At 65.3% G+C, this 16,162-nt stretch carries 23 protein-coding genes; 9 read left to right on the top strand and 14 right to left on the bottom strand.

The window, feature by feature from the left end; all coding sequences use genetic code 11:
- Positions 1-107 precede the first annotated feature (107 nt).
- Complete coding sequence (locus ASE11_RS19220; RefSeq protein ID WP_056275279.1) at positions 108-668, bottom strand: RBBP9/YdeN family alpha/beta hydrolase; 561 nt, start codon at positions 666-668, stop codon at positions 108-110.
- A gap of 335 nt (positions 669-1,003) precedes the next feature.
- Between ASE11_RS19220 and ASE11_RS19215 the strand changes: the two genes are divergently transcribed.
- Positions 1,004-1,204 carry a hypothetical protein gene (locus tag ASE11_RS19215; protein WP_056275276.1) on the top strand — a complete coding sequence of 67 codons (201 nt, stop codon included), beginning with the start codon at positions 1,004-1,006 and terminating at the stop codon, positions 1,202-1,204.
- Positions 1,205-1,251: 47 nt separating this feature from the next.
- Here the strand turns inward: ASE11_RS19215 and ASE11_RS19210 are convergent, their stop codons facing one another.
- The 5 genes from ASE11_RS19210 to ASE11_RS19190 all read right to left on the bottom strand — a co-directional run bounded on the left by ASE11_RS19210 (position 1,252) and on the right by ASE11_RS19190 (position 4,459).
- A complete protein-coding gene (locus ASE11_RS19210; protein WP_056275273.1) occupies positions 1,252-1,734 on the bottom strand; it encodes a GFA family protein in 483 nt (160 codons plus the stop codon).
- Positions 1,735-1,761: 27 nt separating this feature from the next.
- The gene (locus tag ASE11_RS19205; RefSeq protein ID WP_056275270.1) at positions 1,762-2,055 is read right to left on the bottom strand and encodes a DUF1330 domain-containing protein; all 294 of its coding nucleotides are present in this window, start codon (positions 2,053-2,055) and stop codon (positions 1,762-1,764) included.
- 79 nt (positions 2,056-2,134) lie between these two features.
- A complete protein-coding gene (locus ASE11_RS19200; protein WP_056275268.1) occupies positions 2,135-2,455 on the bottom strand; it encodes a DMT family transporter in 321 nt (106 codons plus the stop codon).
- A gap of 4 nt (positions 2,456-2,459) precedes the next feature.
- Positions 2,460-2,921, bottom strand: coding sequence for a carboxymuconolactone decarboxylase family protein (locus ASE11_RS19195; protein ID WP_056276364.1), 462 nt, complete (start codon positions 2,919-2,921; stop codon positions 2,460-2,462).
- Between the two features lie 116 nt (positions 2,922-3,037).
- Positions 3,038-4,459 (bottom strand): PLP-dependent aminotransferase family protein, encoded by a 1,422-nt coding sequence (locus ASE11_RS19190; RefSeq protein ID WP_056275265.1) that lies wholly within the window; start codon positions 4,457-4,459, stop codon positions 3,038-3,040.
- Positions 4,460-4,582: 123 nt separating this feature from the next.
- Between ASE11_RS19190 and ASE11_RS19185 the strand changes: the two genes are divergently transcribed.
- Entirely contained in the window at positions 4,583-5,221 is a 639-nt protein-coding gene (locus tag ASE11_RS19185) for an FMN-dependent NADH-azoreductase (protein ID WP_056275264.1), read from the top strand.
- Here the strand turns inward: ASE11_RS19185 and ASE11_RS19180 are convergent.
- The 5 genes from ASE11_RS19180 to ASE11_RS19160 form a co-directional block, all read right to left on the bottom strand.
- Entirely contained in the window at positions 5,206-6,219 is a 1,014-nt protein-coding gene (locus ASE11_RS19180; RefSeq protein WP_056275259.1) for a sulfate ABC transporter substrate-binding protein, read from the bottom strand. The genes ASE11_RS19185 and ASE11_RS19180 overlap by 16 nt on opposite strands.
- 85 nt (positions 6,220-6,304) lie before the next feature.
- A complete protein-coding gene (locus ASE11_RS19175) occupies positions 6,305-7,078 on the bottom strand; it encodes a hypothetical protein (protein ID WP_056275256.1) in 774 nt (257 codons plus the stop codon).
- 73 nt (positions 7,079-7,151) lie between these two features.
- Positions 7,152-7,412 carry a hypothetical protein gene (locus ASE11_RS19170; RefSeq protein ID WP_056275253.1) on the bottom strand — a complete coding sequence of 87 codons (261 nt, stop codon included), beginning with the start codon at positions 7,410-7,412 and terminating at the stop codon, positions 7,152-7,154.
- Positions 7,413-7,557: 145 nt separating this feature from the next.
- Positions 7,558-8,718, bottom strand: a complete 1,161-nt coding sequence (locus ASE11_RS19165) for a HupE/UreJ family protein (RefSeq protein ID WP_056275250.1) — start codon at positions 8,716-8,718, stop codon at positions 7,558-7,560.
- A complete protein-coding gene (locus ASE11_RS19160) occupies positions 8,718-9,833 on the bottom strand; it encodes a hypothetical protein (RefSeq protein ID WP_056275246.1) in 1,116 nt (371 codons plus the stop codon). Before ASE11_RS19160 ends, ASE11_RS19165 begins: the two co-directional genes overlap by 1 nt.
- A gap of 222 nt (positions 9,834-10,055) precedes the next feature.
- Here ASE11_RS19160 and ASE11_RS25990 point away from each other — a divergent pair, with 222 nt between their 5' ends.
- Positions 10,056-10,208 (top strand): hypothetical protein, encoded by a 153-nt coding sequence (locus ASE11_RS25990; protein WP_156406418.1) that lies wholly within the window; start codon positions 10,056-10,058, stop codon positions 10,206-10,208.
- A gap of 102 nt (positions 10,209-10,310) precedes the next feature.
- Positions 10,311-10,832 carry a TIGR00645 family protein gene (locus ASE11_RS19155; protein WP_056275244.1) on the top strand — a complete coding sequence of 174 codons (522 nt, stop codon included), beginning with the start codon at positions 10,311-10,313 and terminating at the stop codon, positions 10,830-10,832.
- Positions 10,833-10,852: 20 nt separating this feature from the next.
- On the opposite strand, the gene ASE11_RS19150 is transcribed toward ASE11_RS19155, so the two are convergent.
- The gene (locus tag ASE11_RS19150) at positions 10,853-11,905 is read right to left on the bottom strand and encodes a DMT family transporter (RefSeq protein WP_056275242.1); all 1,053 of its coding nucleotides are present in this window, start codon (positions 11,903-11,905) and stop codon (positions 10,853-10,855) included.
- 98 nt (positions 11,906-12,003) lie between these two features.
- Between ASE11_RS19150 and ASE11_RS19145 the strand changes: the two genes are divergently transcribed.
- Positions 12,004-12,216, top strand: a complete 213-nt coding sequence (locus tag ASE11_RS19145; protein ID WP_056275239.1) for a hypothetical protein — start codon at positions 12,004-12,006, stop codon at positions 12,214-12,216.
- A gap of 6 nt (positions 12,217-12,222) precedes the next feature.
- Here ASE11_RS19145 and ASE11_RS19140 read toward each other — a convergent pair whose 3' ends face one another.
- Complete coding sequence (locus ASE11_RS19140) at positions 12,223-12,648, bottom strand: Cd(II)/Pb(II)-responsive transcriptional regulator (RefSeq protein ID WP_056275236.1); 426 nt, start codon at positions 12,646-12,648, stop codon at positions 12,223-12,225.
- 79 nt (positions 12,649-12,727) lie between these two features.
- On the opposite strand from ASE11_RS19140, the gene ASE11_RS19135 reads away from it, so the two are divergent.
- From ASE11_RS19135 to ASE11_RS19125, 3 genes are read left to right on the top strand one after another with little or no spacing between them, the layout of a single operon-like run.
- Positions 12,728-13,381, top strand: a complete 654-nt coding sequence (locus ASE11_RS19135; protein WP_056275234.1) for a cation transporter — start codon at positions 12,728-12,730, stop codon at positions 13,379-13,381.
- Positions 13,365-13,808 (top strand): disulfide bond formation protein B, encoded by a 444-nt coding sequence (locus ASE11_RS19130; RefSeq protein ID WP_056275231.1) that lies wholly within the window; start codon positions 13,365-13,367, stop codon positions 13,806-13,808. Before ASE11_RS19135 ends, ASE11_RS19130 begins: the two co-directional genes overlap by 17 nt.
- Positions 13,805-14,461 carry a DsbA family protein gene (locus tag ASE11_RS19125; RefSeq protein ID WP_056275228.1) on the top strand — a complete coding sequence of 219 codons (657 nt, stop codon included), beginning with the start codon at positions 13,805-13,807 and terminating at the stop codon, positions 14,459-14,461. The genes ASE11_RS19130 and ASE11_RS19125 overlap by 4 nt, the downstream gene beginning before the upstream one ends.
- 73 nt (positions 14,462-14,534) lie before the next feature.
- On the opposite strand, the gene ASE11_RS19120 is transcribed toward ASE11_RS19125, so the two are convergent.
- Positions 14,535-15,185, bottom strand: a complete 651-nt coding sequence (locus ASE11_RS19120; protein WP_056275224.1) for a LysE/ArgO family amino acid transporter — start codon at positions 15,183-15,185, stop codon at positions 14,535-14,537.
- A 73-nt stretch (positions 15,186-15,258) separates the two neighbouring features.
- Between ASE11_RS19120 and ASE11_RS19115 the strand changes: the two genes are divergently transcribed.
- The gene (locus ASE11_RS19115; protein ID WP_056275221.1) at positions 15,259-16,155 is read left to right on the top strand and encodes a LysR family transcriptional regulator ArgP; all 897 of its coding nucleotides are present in this window, start codon (positions 15,259-15,261) and stop codon (positions 16,153-16,155) included.
- Positions 16,156-16,162: the final 7 nt, after the last annotated feature.

The raw sequence follows: 16,162 nt of genomic DNA, 5'->3' as shown, positions 1-16,162 counted from the left end.
GAAAGAGCTCCAGACGAAAACAGGATGTGAAGAATTCTGGGTGCGCGCCCTGCGAATCCAAACGACTTTGTTCTTGTTTTCTTATGCGGCTCAGGCATAAGCCCGGATCAAGCAGGCTCCACCGCGCGGGTGGCAGCGGGCACATTGGCCCCGAGCGACTGCAGCAGCGCGAGACCCAGTGGCCAGGGGCCATGGCCCGAGTCCACGTTGATGTGGCCGGCATCGTTGAGCCGCACGAATTCGCTGCCCCACGCCCGCGCGTAGGCGCCGGCCGTGCGCACCGGGCAATACGGGTCGTTGTTGCTGGCCACGAGGATGCTGCGGTAGCGCAGGCGCTGGTAGGGCACGGGCGCGAAGTCGACCAGCACGCCGCGGCGTTCGGGGTCGGCTGGCGCCACCAGCAAAGCCCCCTGGATACGGGCCGACACGTCGGGCGGCAGGTGGGTGGTGGCAATGCAACCCAGGCTGTGCGCAACGATCACCACCGGCCCAGGGGCCTGTTCGATGGTCTCGCTGAGCCGGGCCACCCAGGATCTGCGCACCGGTGCGACCCAGTCATCCTGCTCGACGCGCAACACCGAGGGCAGGCTGTCGGACCACAGCGTTTGCCAGTGGCCCGGGCCGGAATTGCGCCAGCCTGGCATGACGATGATGGTGGGGAATGCCATGCCGTGGGCTCAGCTGGCGGGGTCGGTCAGCGTGGTGTTCCGAGTGACATCCGGGGCGTTGTCGCCGGGTCGAAGCGTGCTCATGGTGACGTCCTTGATCCTTGCAAAACTGCATTCTCTGGAGCACTTCCAAACAAACAAACAACTATGAAGTAGTTTGTTTATGGGATCGCGGCATATGCAGCGGCACAGATGCCGGGCGAGGACACCGGGTCTTGCGAAAAGACCCACGCGAGAAATTGGAGATCGGGCACACTGCAAGAGCCGATCGCCTTGCAAGGGCGGACAAGCCGCTCGTCCTCCCGGACGAATGAGACCAAAAAACGGAGGTCGCCATGCCACACCGACAACCACCGCCAGATCAGGCCCTGGCCGAACATCCCCTGGAATATTCGGACCCTGAGTTGCGAGCGTACGCCGAGGAGCAGGCCGAAGACATCCTCGATTCCGTGGTGCACTACATGCCCTTGTTGTTGCCGATCATGGGCGCCATCCTCATTTTCATGCTGGCGTTCATTGCCGTGTTCATGGCGTGAGGTGACTCCGGCGCGCGCACCGGCCAGCCTTGGTGCTCCCGGCCATCTCAGGGCTCCATCCCGCGCTTCTGGTGCCATTCCTTGAGGGAAAAATCCGGGTACACGTCAAAGCACTCGTCGTCCTTGCCGCCTTCCACCCGAACCCATGAAGCCTTCGAGCCCAGCATGAGGTGCACGTTCGCGGGCGGCACGGGCAAGGGCGTATCGATGGCGCCCGCGTGGGGGTGCACCAGGTCTGGCCAGGTGGGGTCCCACAACCAGAGCGCAGTGCCACACACGCCGCAGAAGTGCCGATGCCCGCTGCTGTGCCGCACATGGTCACCCTCGGTGATCGTAGCCTTGTAGACCCGCAGGTGGCGTTTGCCGGTCACCTTGAGGGTGCGGTGGTCGGCGCCGAGGTTGATGGCGTAGCCGCCGGTGCCGGCCGTCTTTCGACAAATGGAGCAGTAGCACCGCATGAACGGAACGGGCTCGGCGGATTCGACCGAGAACCTGACACTGCCGCAATGGCATGAACCTTCCAGATGCATGACGCCTCCGCAGGTGCGTTTGGGCTTTTACGCCACCGCTTCGATGATGCGGATGTCGCGTTCAGCGCCCTGGCCCAGGGCCTTCAGCGCCTCCTGGTAGGCCGGACTGTCGTGCGCCGCGGTGGCCTGCGCCACGCTGTCGAACTCGATCAGCACGGCGCGCTGATTGTCGGCCGCCTCATACACCTTCGCGGGCATGCCACGCGCCAGGAAACGCCCGCCCGCGGCCTGAATGGCGGGGCCGGCCAGTGCTGCGTAGGCAGCAAGTGCGGCTGGGTCGTTGATCGTTCGGTAGGTGGCCATCCAGTACGCCTTGGGCATTTTCGAATCCTTGGTGGGTTGAGAAAAAAGGCACTGTAGCCGGACGCGACCAGGTTGACGCGCCCGGATGCCATTGCCCTTACGAGCCCGAGACCAGCTTGAGGCCGATCACACCGGCCAGGATGAGCGCGATGCAGAAGAGCCTCAGGGGTGCAGCGGCGTCGCCCATCAGCACCATCCCGAGAATCGCGGTGCCGGCCGCACCGATGCCGGTCCATACCGCATAGCCTGTGCCCACGGGCAGGGTGCGCAGCGCGAGCGACAGCAGCACCACGCTGGAGAGGCCGGTGGCGACCGTGAACAGCGAAGGCCACAGGCGCGTGAAACCCAGGGACGCCTTCATGCCCAGCGCGAAGGCGATCTCGAGAAGGCCGGCGATGCCGAGCAGTGTCCAGGCCATGGCATCAGGCCTGCGCTGTGGCTGCGGCTGCGGGGGTGGAGCGGAACGCCACGCCAAACCGGTTGAACGCGTTCATCAGGCCGATCGCGTAGGTGAGGTCGGCCAGTTCCTTGTCGTTGAACTCGGCGGCCGCGGCCTGGTAGTCGGCGTCGGGAATGCCGGTCGTCGCCACGCGGGTGACGGTTTCGGCCCAGGCCAGTGCGACGCGTTCGCGGCCCGTGAACACCGCGCCCGCGTCGCGCCACACCGGCACCAGGGCGAGCTTGTCCGCCGCCAGGCCGGACTTGATCAGGTCGCGTGTGTGCATGTCGATGCAGTAAGCGCAGCCGTTGATCTGCGAGACCCGCAGGTACACCAGGTCGACCAGGCCTTTGGCCAGGCCACTTTTCTGAACACTGACGTACACCCCGCCGAAGGCCTTGAAGCCCTCGGGTGAAGCCTGTGCGTAGTCGATGCGGTTGCTCATGACGAATCCTTCTTGAACGTGTTGATGGAAGGACGTCATGGTGCAGTTTCATGGACTATTCAAGAAGAGCCATGAATGGTGTTGTTGAATGGGCCAAGATGTGGAGTGTCAACCCGTTAAAGCAGGCGCAGGATGCGCCGGCCGAGTTTCTCGACGGTGGCCTGGTTGTCGATGTTCGTGAAACCCAGCAACAGGGCAGGATCGACATCCGCGCCCATGGTCCAGTCCGACATGGCTTCCGCGTACAGGCCATCCTCTCGCATGAGCGCCACCAGCTTGCGGTCGGAGCGCCGTGCGTGCAGGCGCAGCACCAGGTGCATGCCACCGGGTGGTGCATCGATCGTCATGTGCTGGCCCAGCACGCGTTGCAGGCCTGCGGTGGCCGCTTCCCGGCGCTCGGCATAGAGTTTTCGCATGCGCTGGATGTGGCGCGCGAAGTGCCCTTCGGTGATGAAGGCGGTGACGATGCCCTGCGTGAGGGTGGGGCTGCCGCCGGCAAAGACTTCGCTGATCTGTTCGAAGCGCTCGACCTGCGAAATCGGCACGACCAGGTAGGCCAGCCGGATGGCGGGAAACAGCACCTTGCTGAAGGTGCCGGCATACAGCACGCGCCCATCGCGGTCCAGGCTCTTGAGCGCGGGCAGCGGACGGCTGATGTACCGGTACTCGCCGTCGTAGTCGTCCTCGACGATCCAGGCCTGGTTTCGCGCGGCCCAGTCCAGCAAGGCCTGGCGCCGCGGCAACGACAGCGACACGCACAGCGGGCTCTGGTGCGCCGGTGTGACCACGGCGGCGCGCGCCCGTGGCGCCACTTTGATGCCATGGGCCACCGCCATGCCTTCGCCGTCCACGGGCACCGGGACGGTGGTGATGCGCATATGGCCCAGCAGTTCCCGCGTCGGCGGGTAGCCCGGATCCTCCAGCCACACGCGATCGCCTTCCTTCAGCAAGGCATGGGTGATCAGCTCCATGGTGTGGCGGTAGCCCGAGGTCACGAACACCTGGGCAGGGGAGCAGGCGATGCCCCGCGAGAGCTGGAGGTAGGCGGCGATCTCGACACGCAGGGCCTGCAGGCCGTGCACGGGCGGGTGTGCCATGTCGGCGGGCTGCATGGACCGCACGCAGCGGCCGCCCAGCCGCGCCCAGATCTTGCGGGGGAATGCATCCAGGGCCGGCAGACCCATCTGGAACGGCAGGATCGAATCGGGCCGAAAACTGGCCGCGGCAATACCGCTGCGGGAGGGTGGCCTGGGCAATGCCACCGGCATGCGCGGCTTGAGGCCCGGCGTCACCACGGTGCCAGCCTGCCCGCGGGCCTGGATGTAGCCCTCGGCGGCCAGCAAGCCATAGGCCGTCTCGATGGTGCCGCGTGCCAGACCCAGCTCTTTCATCAGCGCGCGCGCCGAGGGAATGCGGTCGCCGGGCTTGAGCACACCGCTGGCAATGGCGCCCCGGATGCGGTCGTAGATCTGCCGGTAGAAAGGCTCGGCCGACGCGGGATCGAGCGCGGGAACGGGGTTGGGTTGGGTGGCACTCATGGCTTAGTCATATTAACGATTCATGGACCTTCATGATGAGCCATTGATTTTTGACAATGAAGGTCTTCGGCGACCCGCGCAGGACGCGGGCGCTCTGTTCGAAACCGTTGGAAATGGTCTGCAATGAAAATCCTGCATGTGAGCTGCAGCCCGCGCGGGCCCAGCGCCGAGAGTGATCGGCTGTCCCGAAGGATCATCGCGTTCCTGCAACGCGGCGCGCCCGACGCGGTCGTGGTGGAGCGCTTCGTCGGCGGCGGTGCGTTGCCGCATGTCGATGACCGCTACGCGACGGCTTTGGGTGCCACGCACGCCACGGAGGACACGATGACGGGCTCCATGGCGCGGTCGGAGGAACTGATCCAGGAACTGGAGGCCGCAGACGCCGTGGTCATCGCCACGCCCATGCACAACTTCACCGTGCCGTCCGCGCTGAAGGCCTGGATCGATCACATCGTGCGGGTGCGCCGGACCTTCCATGTGAGTCGGGAAGGCAAACACGGCACGCTGCGAAACCGGCCAGTGTTCGTCGCCGTGTCCTCGGGCGGCGTCTTTTCAGGCGAGCGCGCCCGCCAACCCGATTTCCTGACGCCCTACCTCAAGGCGATCCTGGCTACCGTAGGGCTGCACGACATCATGTTCTTCTCGGTGCAGGGAACGGGTCAGGGACCGGATGCGCTGGTCGAGGCGAGGGCACGGACCGATCGCGCGCTGCGGGCGCATTTCGATCCGGTGGCTGCACGGGAGGATTACTTCCTGGTGTAGATCTGGTCGAAGCTGCCGCCATCGGCGAAGTGCACCTTGGCCGCCTGCTCCCAGCCGCCGAACGCATCTTCGATCTTGAAGAGGTTGAGCTTGGGCAGCTGCTTGGCGTACTTGGCCTGGGCCTTGGTCGAGGTGGGGCGGTAGAAGTGTTTGCCGATGATGTCCTGCGCCTCTTCGGTGTACAGGTATTCCAGGTAGGCCTGGGCCACGGCGCGCGTGCCCTTTTTGTCCACGTTCTTGTCGACCACGGTCACGGCGGGCTCGGCCAGGATGGAGAGCGAGGGGTAGACGAAGTCCACCTTGTTGCCGAATTCCTTCTCCAGCAAGTAGGCCTCGTTTTCCCAGGAGATGAACACGTCGCCCTGGGCGCGCTGCGCGAAGGTGATGGAGGAACCGCGCGCACCCGAGTCGAGCACCGGCACGTTGGCGTACAACTTGGCCACGAACTCCTGCGCCTTCGCGTCGCTGCCGTATTTGCGCTTGGCGAATTCCCACGCCGCGAGGTAGTTCCAGCGCGCGCCGCCCGAGGTCTTGGGGTTGGGGGTGATGACCTTCACGTCGGGCCGGATCAGGTCGTCCCAGTCCTTGATGTTTTTCGGGTTGCCGGCGCGCGTCACCAGCACGATGGTGGAGGTGTAGGGCGAGCTGTTGAGTGGCAGGCGTTTCTGCCAGTCCTTCGGGATCCAGCCGCCGTTGCTGTGCAGCGCGTCCGTGTCGCCGGCCAGGGCCAGGGTGGCCACGTCGGCGTCCAGGCCGTCGATGATGGAGCGGGCCTGTTTGCCCGAGCCGCCGTGGCTTTGTTTGATGCTCACGTCCTGGCCGGTCTTGGCCTTCCAGTATTTGATGAACGCGGCGTTGTATTCCACGTAGAGCTCGCGCGTCGGGTCGTAGGACACGTTGAGCAAGGTCACCGGTGCGGGCTGGGCCACGGCCGAGAAGGCGCTGGCGGTGAGGGCGGTGGCGGCAAGGGCCTGGATGAGTTGGCGGCGGGTGGTCATGTCGTTCCTTGTGTGAACTGTTGAAAGTGACCGGATGATCCGGGCTTCGGTGCAATTCAGGAACGAATGGATTTTTGGTTGTTAATTACTTAATCATCTGAGTCAAATGCCCTTGTGCCTGCTCGGTGGGGAGGGGCTCGGGGACCTGCACGCCAAAGACTGTTTGCAGGGACTTCTGCTCGGGCAGCACATACACCATCGCCCGGTGCACCGAGAACGTGGGCGCGATGTGGGCGTCGAAGAAGGCCGCGGGAATGTTGATGCAGCCGTAGCTGATGCGGTTGTCGTCTGTCGTGTCGCTGGCCAGGCGCTGCAGGCGGCGCTCTTTCGGCTGCGTGGTGCGCACCCGGTGCATGGACACGGCGGCGTCGTAGTCGACCCACACCACGTCCTCACCAATGATGTTGAGCCCACGCTGACCTTTGAAGCGACCGGCTGGCGTGGTGCGTTCCTCGGGCAGCACATCGGCAATGGCCTTGTCGCCGATGCCGGGCGTCGAGTCGTCGCCCTGCGCAGAGCCCAGCAGCACCGGGGTGTGGTCAAGCAGGCGGGCCTGTGCATCGAACACATACAGGCGCGAGGCGCGCTTGTCGATCATCACGAACGGCATGGCAGCGTGATCGCCCGCGCTTGCAATCCAGTTCGCCATATGGCGCATGTCGTTGGAAGCGTCCACGCCACCGAACTCGGCCTGGCGCAGCGGTGTGGGCTCGCGCGATGCCGTGAGCTGCGACGCGCTGTGCGACACGGGTGCGCCGGGGGGGAGCAGCAGCGCGAGTATGGCCATGCCGGCCAGCACCCCATTGCGGATGTCCGCCCATGGGACTCGGTCGGCCAGTGTGGATGGGGTGACGTCCATGGATCGAATGCCTTCAAACGACAACGCCCCCGGACCGCGCGGGTCAAGGGGCGCTGCGCGCAAGCTGGCCGGATCAGTTGCGATCAGCGCGGGCCACAGGTTCGTTCATCGCAGCGCTGTTGTTCATGCTGTCGGTGGTGGCGGGCGCGGGGGTGGTCATGCCGCCAGCGGGTGGCGTGGCCATGGGCGTGGTGGTTGTGGAAGGGGCCGGCTGGGTGGCTTCTGCAGGTGCGGGGCTCGATGGGGCCGGGGTCGTTTGCGCGAACACCAGACCGATGGAGCCGACCACGGCCAGGGCGGCAACCGAGGAAGTGATGAAACTGGACGTTTTCATGGAGGATCCTTTGAACGTGCTGCACGGGTGCAGCGGTTGAGACTCGCAGCCGAAGAATCCGACTGACCTTCAGGTTAGGTGCCATGAAAAAACCAGTCTGTTCGTGACCGTACCAACCAGTCGTCAATCCAGTAACAACCCGTGTTCAGAACCCCATGCGCTGGGCCAGCCAGATCGAGCCGATCACCGCGATGGCGAGCGAACCGCCGGCCACGACCACCCAACGGTAAAACGCGGTGTGGCGCAGCAGCCAGGCCACCGGCAGGAACGCCAGCACGATGGCGAGCTGGCCGATCTCCACACCGACGTTGAACCCACCGAGCGCCAGCGCAAGCTGTTGTGCCGGCAGGGCCAGGTCGAGCAACACGTTCGCAAAGCCGAAGCCGTGGATGAGGCCGAAGGCAAAGGCCAGGCGCCAGCGCTTGAGCGAGAACCAGCCCAGCAGGTTGTTGAGCGCCGCCAGAATCACCGAGAGCGCGATCACCGATTCGATGATGGCCACGGGTGGGTTGATCCAGCCCAGGATGGACGCCACCAGCGTGATGGAGTGCGCCACGGTGAAGGCGGTCACGACCGCCAGCACGTCCATGAACGAGATGCGAAAACGCTCCACCGCGCTCCAGCTGGTCACGCGCTGGCGAGTCTGCACGAGCGGCGCGAGCACCAGCAGGCTGAGCAGGAAGAGGATGTGGTCGATGCCGATCCAGATGTGCCAGATGCCTTCGACCACATAACGGGTGAACACCGACCACCCCGAGACTTCACCGGCCAGCAGCGCGGCGTCAGCCCGGTCCGGGCTCAGGATGGCGCTGCTCTGCGAACCCGGCAGATCAATCTTGAGCAGGCCGCGGTGCAGGTTGTCCTGGTCGAAGATCAGGCTGTATTTGAGGGTGAGACGCCGGGCCGCGACGTCTTCGGGATCGGCACAAGCCACGGTCCATTCGGCGCTGAGGTAAAAGCCGTCAGAGTGCGGGCTGGCCATCACGTCGAGGGGCCGCAGCTCGCACGCGGCCGAGGCACCGCGCACGATGATGCCTTGCTGCATCCACGCCGTGAGCTCATCGATGCGCGCCGCCGTCTCACCCCAGCTCACCTTGCCATCGCGGTCGTCGTCCAGGTCGAAGATCAGGTCCACGTCGCGCAGGTTGATGTCGGTGCGCAGCACCAGATCGGAGCCGCGCTGTGAGAGCGAGAGGTAGCTGTTGCTGCTGGAGTGGGCCCAGGCGTGGGATGCCGCGCAGGCGAGCAGGGCAAACAAGGCGGGCAGGGCGAGGTGCCCGGCCAGGCGTCGGAACAATGGGCTCATCAGGATTTGCCCAGCCGGGTCTGGAGTTCCTGGGTCAGGGCCTTCAGCACCGGGTCGGTGTAGCCGGTGGTGGCCATCCAGCCGAGCACCGGCTCGGCCAGTCTGGGTTGGTTGGCCTTCAGCGCGGCCTGCACCAACAGCACCGCATCGGCGGGTTCGTTCTGCGCGCTCCAGTTCTCGGCCGCGAGCTTGAGGCCTTGCGCGTTGTCGCGTCCGTAGGTGATGAGGTAGACCATGGTGGGCCGTTCGATCAGGCTCTCGCCGCGCAGGGCCTGGTTGTTCATCCGGCTCTCGAACTGGTCGGCCAGCTGCTGCGTGTTGCCGTCCTTCAGGCCACGGCTGGCCAGCAGCGCCTGCACCAGCAGCGCGTCGGTGGGTGAGGGCGATTCCGCGTAGCGCCGGGCTTTGGCGAACTGACCTTGCTGGTTCAGCAGTTCGGTGAGCGAGAGCTTCACCAGATGCGAGTTGGGTCGCGCCTGCAGGTGCTTCTCCCACACGGCAATGGCTTGCGCGTACTGGCCCGCGGTGCGGTAGGCCTCGCCCTGGTGGTAGCGCAGCCAGTCTTGCGTGAACGGGCCCTGGTAGTCCGGCAGATCGACCAGGCGGTTGAACACGGGAATGGCCTGCAGTGCCTGGCCGGTCCGGTACATCAATGTGGCCGCACAGGCCTGAGCTTCGTCACGACCGAAACGCTGTCCGATTGCATCGCAGTCGGTCCGCGCGGCCGCCATGTTGGAGGTGAGCAGGTTCAGCGAGAAGCGCCACGACCAGTATTCGGGCTGCGCCGGGTCGATGGCGATGGCAGCGCTCAGGTCGTCAATGCCGCCTTTGAATTCGTGGAAACCCTGCTTGACCAACGCGCGCAGGAAGTGGCCATCGGCCGGCAACCGGGTTGCGTTCCACCAGGGTTGCAATGCTGCCTTGGCCGCGCCGTACCAACGCAAATCGCCTTCGGTCAGCCCCAGCAGGAACACGGCGCGCGCGTACCGGAGCGCAACGGGCAGGTTGTTGCGGTTCTGGCGCCATTCGCGTTCAATTTCGCGCAGCGAACCGGCCTGATTGTTTTGCGCATGTACCGAAGCCGGCAATACGATCTGGTCGGGCGCTGGCGTCAATCGGGGTTGCGCCCAGGCACTCAATGAAACACCGATTACAAGGGCCAGCAGGGCTTTGCAACAGGGTTTCCACCTGAATCCAATCAATACCTGAGGGCCGCTCATGGGAACAAGGTCTGTCAGGTTGCGGATCATTGAAATCGATATCCTTCGCGGTGGCATCGGTGGGCGATTTCCCATTGTGTGCCGGTCTCAAAAGACATCTCACTCCAAAGGTAATCTATGAAAACTCTCATCTCCGCAATGATTGCTGCATTCATGATGGCTTCCGTTCCCGCGTTTGCTGCCAGCCATGCAGGCGGAAAAATGGACGACAAAAAAGTGGATTGCATGAAAGACGAAAACAAGGCCAAGGACGAGTGCAAGAAGAAGTAATTCGCTCAGCGCGAAAATGGGCCCGCATGAGCGGGCCTTTTTTATGAACACGTGGTGGGGCATCATCCGGTGAGGCTTCACCCCAGTCTTCAAATTCGTCACATGTCAAAACAGTCCAACACCTTCGAGCGATTCATGGAGTCGGCGATCTTTGCCAGCCGCTGGATCCTCGCGCCGTTCTTCATCGGGCTGATCATCGCCATGCTTGTGCTGTTGCTGAAATTCGGCAAGGAGCTGGTGTCGCTGCTCATGGGGGTGCTGGGGCTGTACGAGCACGACTCGATCATTTCCATCCTCACGCTCGTGGACACGGCGCTCATTGCGGTGCTGTTGCTCATCATCGTGTTCAGCGGTTACGAGAACTTCGTCTCCAAGCTGAGCATCGGCGACCACGAGGACCGCCCCGCGTGGATGGGCAAGGTCAGTTTCTCCGACCTCAAGATGAAACTGATCGGTGCCATCGTGGCGATCTCGGCGGTGGAACTGCTCAAGGCCTTTCTGGTGAGCACCACGCTCACCGGTGAACAGATCGGCTGGAAGATCGCGATCCACCTCACGTTCGTGATCTCGGGCCTTCTGTTTGCGGCGTCGGACTGGATCAGCGACAACCGCAAGAACAGCTGAACCCGCGCGGCGCCGCCGGCTCAATGCCGGTGCAGGTGGTGCGCATCGGGCACGTGCGGGTGCGTGTGCTGCATCGGTGCATGCGTGTGCCAGTGGCTGTGGGCACCCTCGGGCATGGGCTGGTGTGCGTGCAGGTGGTGCCCGTCGTCGTGTGAATGGGCGTGTTCGTGCTCCAGCGCTTCGTGCGTGTGCGCGTGGCTGTGGCGCTCGATCAGGTGCAGCAGCACGCCCAACGCCATGAGTGCGCCGCCCAACACCATGAGAGCGGTGACCGAGCGCTCACCGAGCGCGAAGGCGCCCGCCGCGCCGATGAAGGGGGCAAAGGCAAACACCGAGCCGGTGCGCGCCGCGCCGAAGGTGCGCTGGGCCAGCAAGTAAAAGCGCAGGCTCAGGCCGTAACCGGTGGCGCCCACGGCCAGCAAGGCCAGTGCACTGGCCCAGCCTGGCAGCGCCTCGCGCGCCATGAAGGCCAGGGCCACCGTGGCGCAGCTGCCCAGCAGGGCCTTGGCCCACACCACCTGGCCGGGGTCGCGGTCGGCCACGCCGCGCGAGAGCGTGTTGTCCACGCCCCAGGCCACGGTGGCCAGCGCCACGGCCAGCAGACCGAGCAGCTGCACCTGGCCCGCCAGGCCTTGCTCGACCACCAGCAGCGCGCCACCGGCGAGCAGCAGCAGCACGGCGCCGATCACGCGGCGGTCCATGGTTTCGCCATACCAGCGCCAGGCCAGCACCGCGGTGAACACGGCTTCGAGCGTGAGCATGAGCGAGGCGCTCGAGCCGCTGGTGCGCTGCAGGCCCCAGGCCAGCGCCACCGGCCCGATCACCGCGCCGCAGGCCGCCATGGCGAGCAGGCGGGGCAGGTCGGTGCGGCGCAGTTGCGCCTCGCGCTGCGTGGGTTGGCGCAGCAGCAGGGCCACCAGCGCGGCGCCCGCGTAGAGCAGGGCGGCGGTGGTGAACGGGCCCACGCCGAGCCCGAAACGCTGCACCAGCGGTGTGCTCAGGCCAAACAGCACGGCAGCCACCAGGGCGAGCAGTCCGCCGCGCAGGGCTGGAGAAAACGGTGTGTGGGTCATGGTCTTGAACGGTGGGCGTGATGCGAAGCGTACGCCAGCGCACCGACCTTGGGGGCCGTGCAGGGCGATGCTATTGGTCTTTAACTGGGGGATACCAAATGGCTCAAAAAGCACAGATCGTCGGCAAGGTCGAATACCGCAGTGGCGACGGCCCGAATGTCGAAATCCGCCCCGGCCCGGTGGAGGTGACCATCGCTGTCAACGACGCCACGCTGAGCTGGACCGACGAAGAGACGCACGGCTCGGCGGCGATACCCTTGACCGACTTCAAGCGCTATGTGGCGGAGGGGCTGATCAAGCTGGAGAACTGAGCGTCGTCAGCCGTCACTGTGGCAAGCGCAGGCCTCGCCTTGCGCCGCGGACACCAGCTCGTCCAGGATGCCGCAGTGTCCTGCGTGGGTGCCCGAGCAGCGCGCCCGCAACTGGAGCAACTGCTTCTCCAGCGCGCGCATGCTCTTGAGACGCGCCCGCACGCGCGCCAGTTGCTCGTCCACCAGCCGATCAACGTCGCCAAAATGCGCATCGGGCTTGTCAACGAAACCCAGCAAGCGGCTCACATCGGCCAGCGGCATGTCCAGCGCCCGGCAGTGGCGGATGAAGGACAGGCGTTCCAGATGGCTGGCTTCGTAGTCGCGATAGCCGTTGTCGCGCCGTGCCGGCTCGGGCAGCAGGCCCTGTTTTTCGTAGTAGCGGATGGTCTCGACGTCCACGCCCGTGGCTTGGGACAGTTCCTTGATCTGCATCGCACACCCTCCATTGAAATGAGTGGTTGACACTGTAGCGACTCCAGGGTTTCCAATGCAGGCATCGAAAGGAAAAACCATGTCCGCTCATTGCTGTGACCACGACACCCCCAAGGCCGAGACCCTCGTCAACCTGCCGCGCTACCGCAAGATCCTCTGGATCGCCCTGATCGTCAACGCCGCCATGTTCCTGATCGAGATCGGCGCGGGCGTGCAGGCCGGATCGCTCTCGCTGCTGGCCGATGCGGTGGACTTCGCGGGCGATGCGCTCAACTACGCGGTCTCGCTCGCGGTGCTGGCCTCGGTGCTGGCCTGGCGAGCGCGCGCGGCCATGCTCAAGGCGGTCAGCATGATGGGCTTCGGTCTGTATGTGCTGGGGGCGGCGGTGTGGTCGGTGTGGCATGGCGGGGTGCCACAGGCCATGACCATGGGCGCGGTGGCTCTGCTTGCGCTCGCGGCCAACGTAGCCGTGGCGTGGATGCTCTACGCGTTTCGCGAAGGCGACGCCAACATGCGCAGCGTGTGGCTGTGCTCGCGCAACGACGCCATCGGCAACGTGGCCGTGTTCATGGCCGCGCTCGGCGTGTTCGGCACCGGCTCGGCCTGGCCCGACCTGGCGGTGGCCAGCCTGATGGCTGCGCTGGCCTTGCACGGCGGCTGGACGGTGCTGCGGCAGGCGAGGGGAGAACTGGGTGAGGAAGCCGGCAAGGATCACCATGGCCACGTCCACTGAGCGGCCCCGGCCGATGCGTGCCTGGGCTGTGTTGGTGGTGGCCTGGGGCGTGGCCCTGGTGTCTACCCTGGGCGCCTTGTTCCTCGGCGAGGTCATGGGCATGACGCCCTGCCTGCTCTGCTGGTACCAGCGCATCTTCATGTTTCCGCTGGCGCTCATTCTGGGTATGGCCGCCTTCGCTGAAGACCGGCGCGGCGCCATTTATGCGATGCCGCTGGCGCTCGGTGGCGCGGCCATGGCGGGCTACCACTCCGCGCTGATCGCCGGGTGGGTGCCGAAGTGGTGGGTGCCCTGCGGCACCGGACCCTCGTGCAGCGAACAGCGCCTCGAAGTTCTGGGCGGCATCCAGATTCCCTGGTTGTCACTCGTGGCCTTCATCGCCGTCGTCATCCTGCTTTTTGGTTACTTGAGAAAGACCCGTTCATGAGCGCCAGAAAGTTCACTGTCATCGGCCTCGTGGCCATCGTTGCCTTGTTCTTCTACCTGGGCATGAATACCTACCAGAAGCGCGTGCAGACCGCGCAGGCGGTGCAGGTCAAGGCCGAGCAGACCCGCCTGGTGCGCATGCATTCGCCGGTCTTCGGCCCGCAAGACGCACCGGTCACCATCGTCGAGTTCTTTGACCCGGCCTGCGAGACCTGCCGCGCGTTCCATCCCATCGTCAAGAATCTCATGGCGCGGTACCCGAACGACGTGAAGCTTGTGATCCGCTACGCGCCGTTCCACCAAGGCTCTGACCATGTGGTCAAGCTGTTGGAAGCCGCCCGGAGCCAAGGCAAGTACCAGACAGTTCTTGAGGCTGTGTTGGCCGCGCAGCCCACCTGGGCCGACCACGGCCAGCCCAATATCGAGACCGCCTTCAAAGTGGCCGAGCAGGCCGGACTGGACCTCGCCCAGGCGCGGCGGGACATCGAGAAGCCCGGGATGCAGGCGCTGTTGCAACAGGACATGGAAGACCTCACGGCGCTGCAAGTCACCAAGACGCCCACCTTCTTCGTCAATGGCCGCAGCCTGCCGAGCTTTGGCCCTGATCAGCTGGCCGCGCTGGTGGCTGAAGAGGTGGGCAAGGCCAACCGATAGCATCGAGACCTTTGCTCCGCACGGTCCACCCGCCAGGGGCGGGGGGAGTCGTCGTCAAAGGCCTTCAGAACCTTCAGAAGTTGGTGAGGGCGTGGCGCACCAGCAGACCTGCCAACACCCACATGGTCACACCGATCAGAGCGTCCAGCATCTGCCATGCCCGCGGACGGGCAAACCAAGGCGCCAGCCAACGCGCGCCAAAGCCGAGCAGCCCGAACCAGAACAGGCTGGCCGTGCTCGCGCCTGCCACGAACCAGCCACGCAGCGCCGCCGGTTGCTGCGCGCCAATGCTGCCCACCAGCAACACCGTGTCCAGGTAGACATGGGGATTGAGCAGCGTGAACGCCGCCGCCTGCGCCACGGCCGCTCCACGGCTGAACGTCTCGCTGCCCTCGGAGGCCTTCAGAAGCTGCGGGTTGCGCGCGCGACGCAAAGCTTGCCACCCATACACCGCCAGGAAGGCAGCGCCGGCCAGCGCCAGCGCGCGTGCGATGCCGGGGCTGTCTGCCAGGGCCTGCGCCATGCCCAGCACGCCCGCCGTGATCAGCACGGCGTCCGCCACGGCACAGAAGAGCACCACGCTGCCCACATGCTCGCGGCGAAGCCCCTGGCGCAGCACAAAGGCGTTTTGCGCACCGATGGCCACGATGAGCCCGAGGCTCAGAAACAGACCTTGAATGAAGACCGGCCCCGCGCCGGACAAGTTGGAGAAAAACGTCGTCATGCGGCGAGATTGCCAGCTTGGTTGTGTGAAGGCAAACTGTCTCTACTTCATTCACTTAAGAAAAACTGCATTCATGCTGGACTATGCATCGCTGTCTGCGCTGGCCTCCGTGGTGCGCGAAGGCAGCTTCGAGCGCGCGGCCCGTGCGCTGAACGTGACACCGTCGGCGATTTCGCAGCGCATACGGTTGCTGGAGGAGCGCGTCGGCTGTGCGCTGGTGGTGCGCGGTCAGCCCTGCCAGGCCACGGAAACGGGCAGGCGGCTGTGTCAACACGTGGACCGCGTGCGGCTGCTTGAACAGGAACTGCAAGGCGCTTTGCCCGCGCTCGCGCCCGAAGGCGTTGCGCGGGTGGCGCTGCCCGTGGCGGTGAATGCCGACAGCCTGGCCACCTGGTTTGCCCCCGCGGTGGCCGCCTTCGCGGCACGGACTCCGGTGCTGATGGAGGTGGCGGTGGATGACGAGGACCACACCGCCGAGTGGTTGCGCAGCGGTGCGGTGCTGGCCGCGGTCACCGCCTCTGCCCGGCAGGCCGTCGGCTGCAACAGCCAGCCCTTGGGCTCCATGCGCTACCTGGCGACCGCCAGTCCCGCCTTCGTCGAACGCCACTTTGCCGGTGGTGTGGGCGCGGGCAGCCTGGCGCAGGCACCCAGCCTGCAGTTCAACACCAAGGACGAGTTGCAGGCGCGCTGGGTGCGGCGCCTGTGCCATCGGCATGTGGAGTTGCCCCGGCACACCTTGCCGTCGCCACAGGCCTTCGTGGTGGCGGCCGTCGCCGGCATGGGTTGGGGTCTGCAACCAGAGGTGATGATCCGCGCCCAGCTGAAGACGGGCGCTCTCGTGGAACTGGTGCCCGGCTCTTCGCTGGACGTGCCGCTGCACTGGCAACAGGCGCGCGCGGCGTCAACGTTGCTCGATGGACTGACCCGCCGGGTTGTTGCTGCTGCGCGCAACGTGTTGATACCGAACTGACCCGCCT

The sequence above is a fragment of the Hydrogenophaga sp. Root209 genome (assembly GCF_001428625.1).
GTDB lineage: Bacteria > Pseudomonadota > Gammaproteobacteria > Burkholderiales > Burkholderiaceae_C > Hydrogenophaga.
Note: the sequence above shows the minus strand (reverse complement) of the source record. Positions and strands in the feature narration are given on the sequence as shown.

Bases quoted from the DNA above. Each gene is read 5' to 3' on its own strand.
- ASE11_RS19155 (WP_056275244.1), top strand. From the start codon at position 10,311: ATGTCAAAACAGTCCAACACCTTCGAGCGATTCATGGAGTCGGCGATC.
- ASE11_RS19195 (WP_056276364.1), bottom strand. From the start codon at position 2,921: ATGAGCAACCGCATCGACTACGCACAGGCTTCACCCGAGGGCTTCAAG.
- ASE11_RS19145 (WP_056275239.1), top strand. From the start codon at position 12,004: ATGGCTCAAAAAGCACAGATCGTCGGCAAGGTCGAATACCGCAGTGGC.
- ASE11_RS19200 (WP_056275268.1), bottom strand. From the start codon at position 2,455: ATGGCCTGGACACTGCTCGGCATCGCCGGCCTTCTCGAGATCGCCTTC.
- ASE11_RS19140 (WP_056275236.1), bottom strand. From the start codon at position 12,648: ATGCAGATCAAGGAACTGTCCCAAGCCACGGGCGTGGACGTCGAGACC.
- ASE11_RS19120 (WP_056275224.1), bottom strand. From the start codon at position 15,185: ATGACGACGTTTTTCTCCAACTTGTCCGGCGCGGGGCCGGTCTTCATT.
- ASE11_RS19130 (WP_056275231.1), top strand. From the start codon at position 13,365: ATGGCCACGTCCACTGAGCGGCCCCGGCCGATGCGTGCCTGGGCTGTG.
- ASE11_RS19190 (WP_056275265.1), bottom strand. From the start codon at position 4,459: ATGAGTGCCACCCAACCCAACCCCGTTCCCGCGCTCGATCCCGCGTCG.
- ASE11_RS19165 (WP_056275250.1), bottom strand. From the start codon at position 8,718: ATGAGCCCATTGTTCCGACGCCTGGCCGGGCACCTCGCCCTGCCCGCC.
- ASE11_RS19115 (WP_056275221.1), top strand. From the start codon at position 15,259: ATGCTGGACTATGCATCGCTGTCTGCGCTGGCCTCCGTGGTGCGCGAA.
- ASE11_RS19210 (WP_056275273.1), bottom strand. From the start codon at position 1,734: ATGCATCTGGAAGGTTCATGCCATTGCGGCAGTGTCAGGTTCTCGGTC.
- ASE11_RS19150 (WP_056275242.1), bottom strand. From the start codon at position 11,905: ATGACCCACACACCGTTTTCTCCAGCCCTGCGCGGCGGACTGCTCGCC.
- ASE11_RS19185 (WP_056275264.1), top strand. From the start codon at position 4,583: ATGAAAATCCTGCATGTGAGCTGCAGCCCGCGCGGGCCCAGCGCCGAG.
- ASE11_RS19175 (WP_056275256.1), bottom strand. From the start codon at position 7,078: ATGGACGTCACCCCATCCACACTGGCCGACCGAGTCCCATGGGCGGAC.
- ASE11_RS19205 (WP_056275270.1), bottom strand. From the start codon at position 2,055: ATGCCCAAGGCGTACTGGATGGCCACCTACCGAACGATCAACGACCCA.
- ASE11_RS19135 (WP_056275234.1), top strand. From the start codon at position 12,728: ATGTCCGCTCATTGCTGTGACCACGACACCCCCAAGGCCGAGACCCTC.
- ASE11_RS19125 (WP_056275228.1), top strand. From the start codon at position 13,805: ATGAGCGCCAGAAAGTTCACTGTCATCGGCCTCGTGGCCATCGTTGCC.
- ASE11_RS25990 (WP_156406418.1), top strand. From the start codon at position 10,056: ATGAAAACTCTCATCTCCGCAATGATTGCTGCATTCATGATGGCTTCC.
- ASE11_RS19180 (WP_056275259.1), bottom strand. From the start codon at position 6,219: ATGACCACCCGCCGCCAACTCATCCAGGCCCTTGCCGCCACCGCCCTC.
- ASE11_RS19215 (WP_056275276.1), top strand. From the start codon at position 1,004: ATGCCACACCGACAACCACCGCCAGATCAGGCCCTGGCCGAACATCCC.
- ASE11_RS19170 (WP_056275253.1), bottom strand. From the start codon at position 7,412: ATGAAAACGTCCAGTTTCATCACTTCCTCGGTTGCCGCCCTGGCCGTG.
- ASE11_RS19220 (WP_056275279.1), bottom strand. From the start codon at position 668: ATGGCATTCCCCACCATCATCGTCATGCCAGGCTGGCGCAATTCCGGC.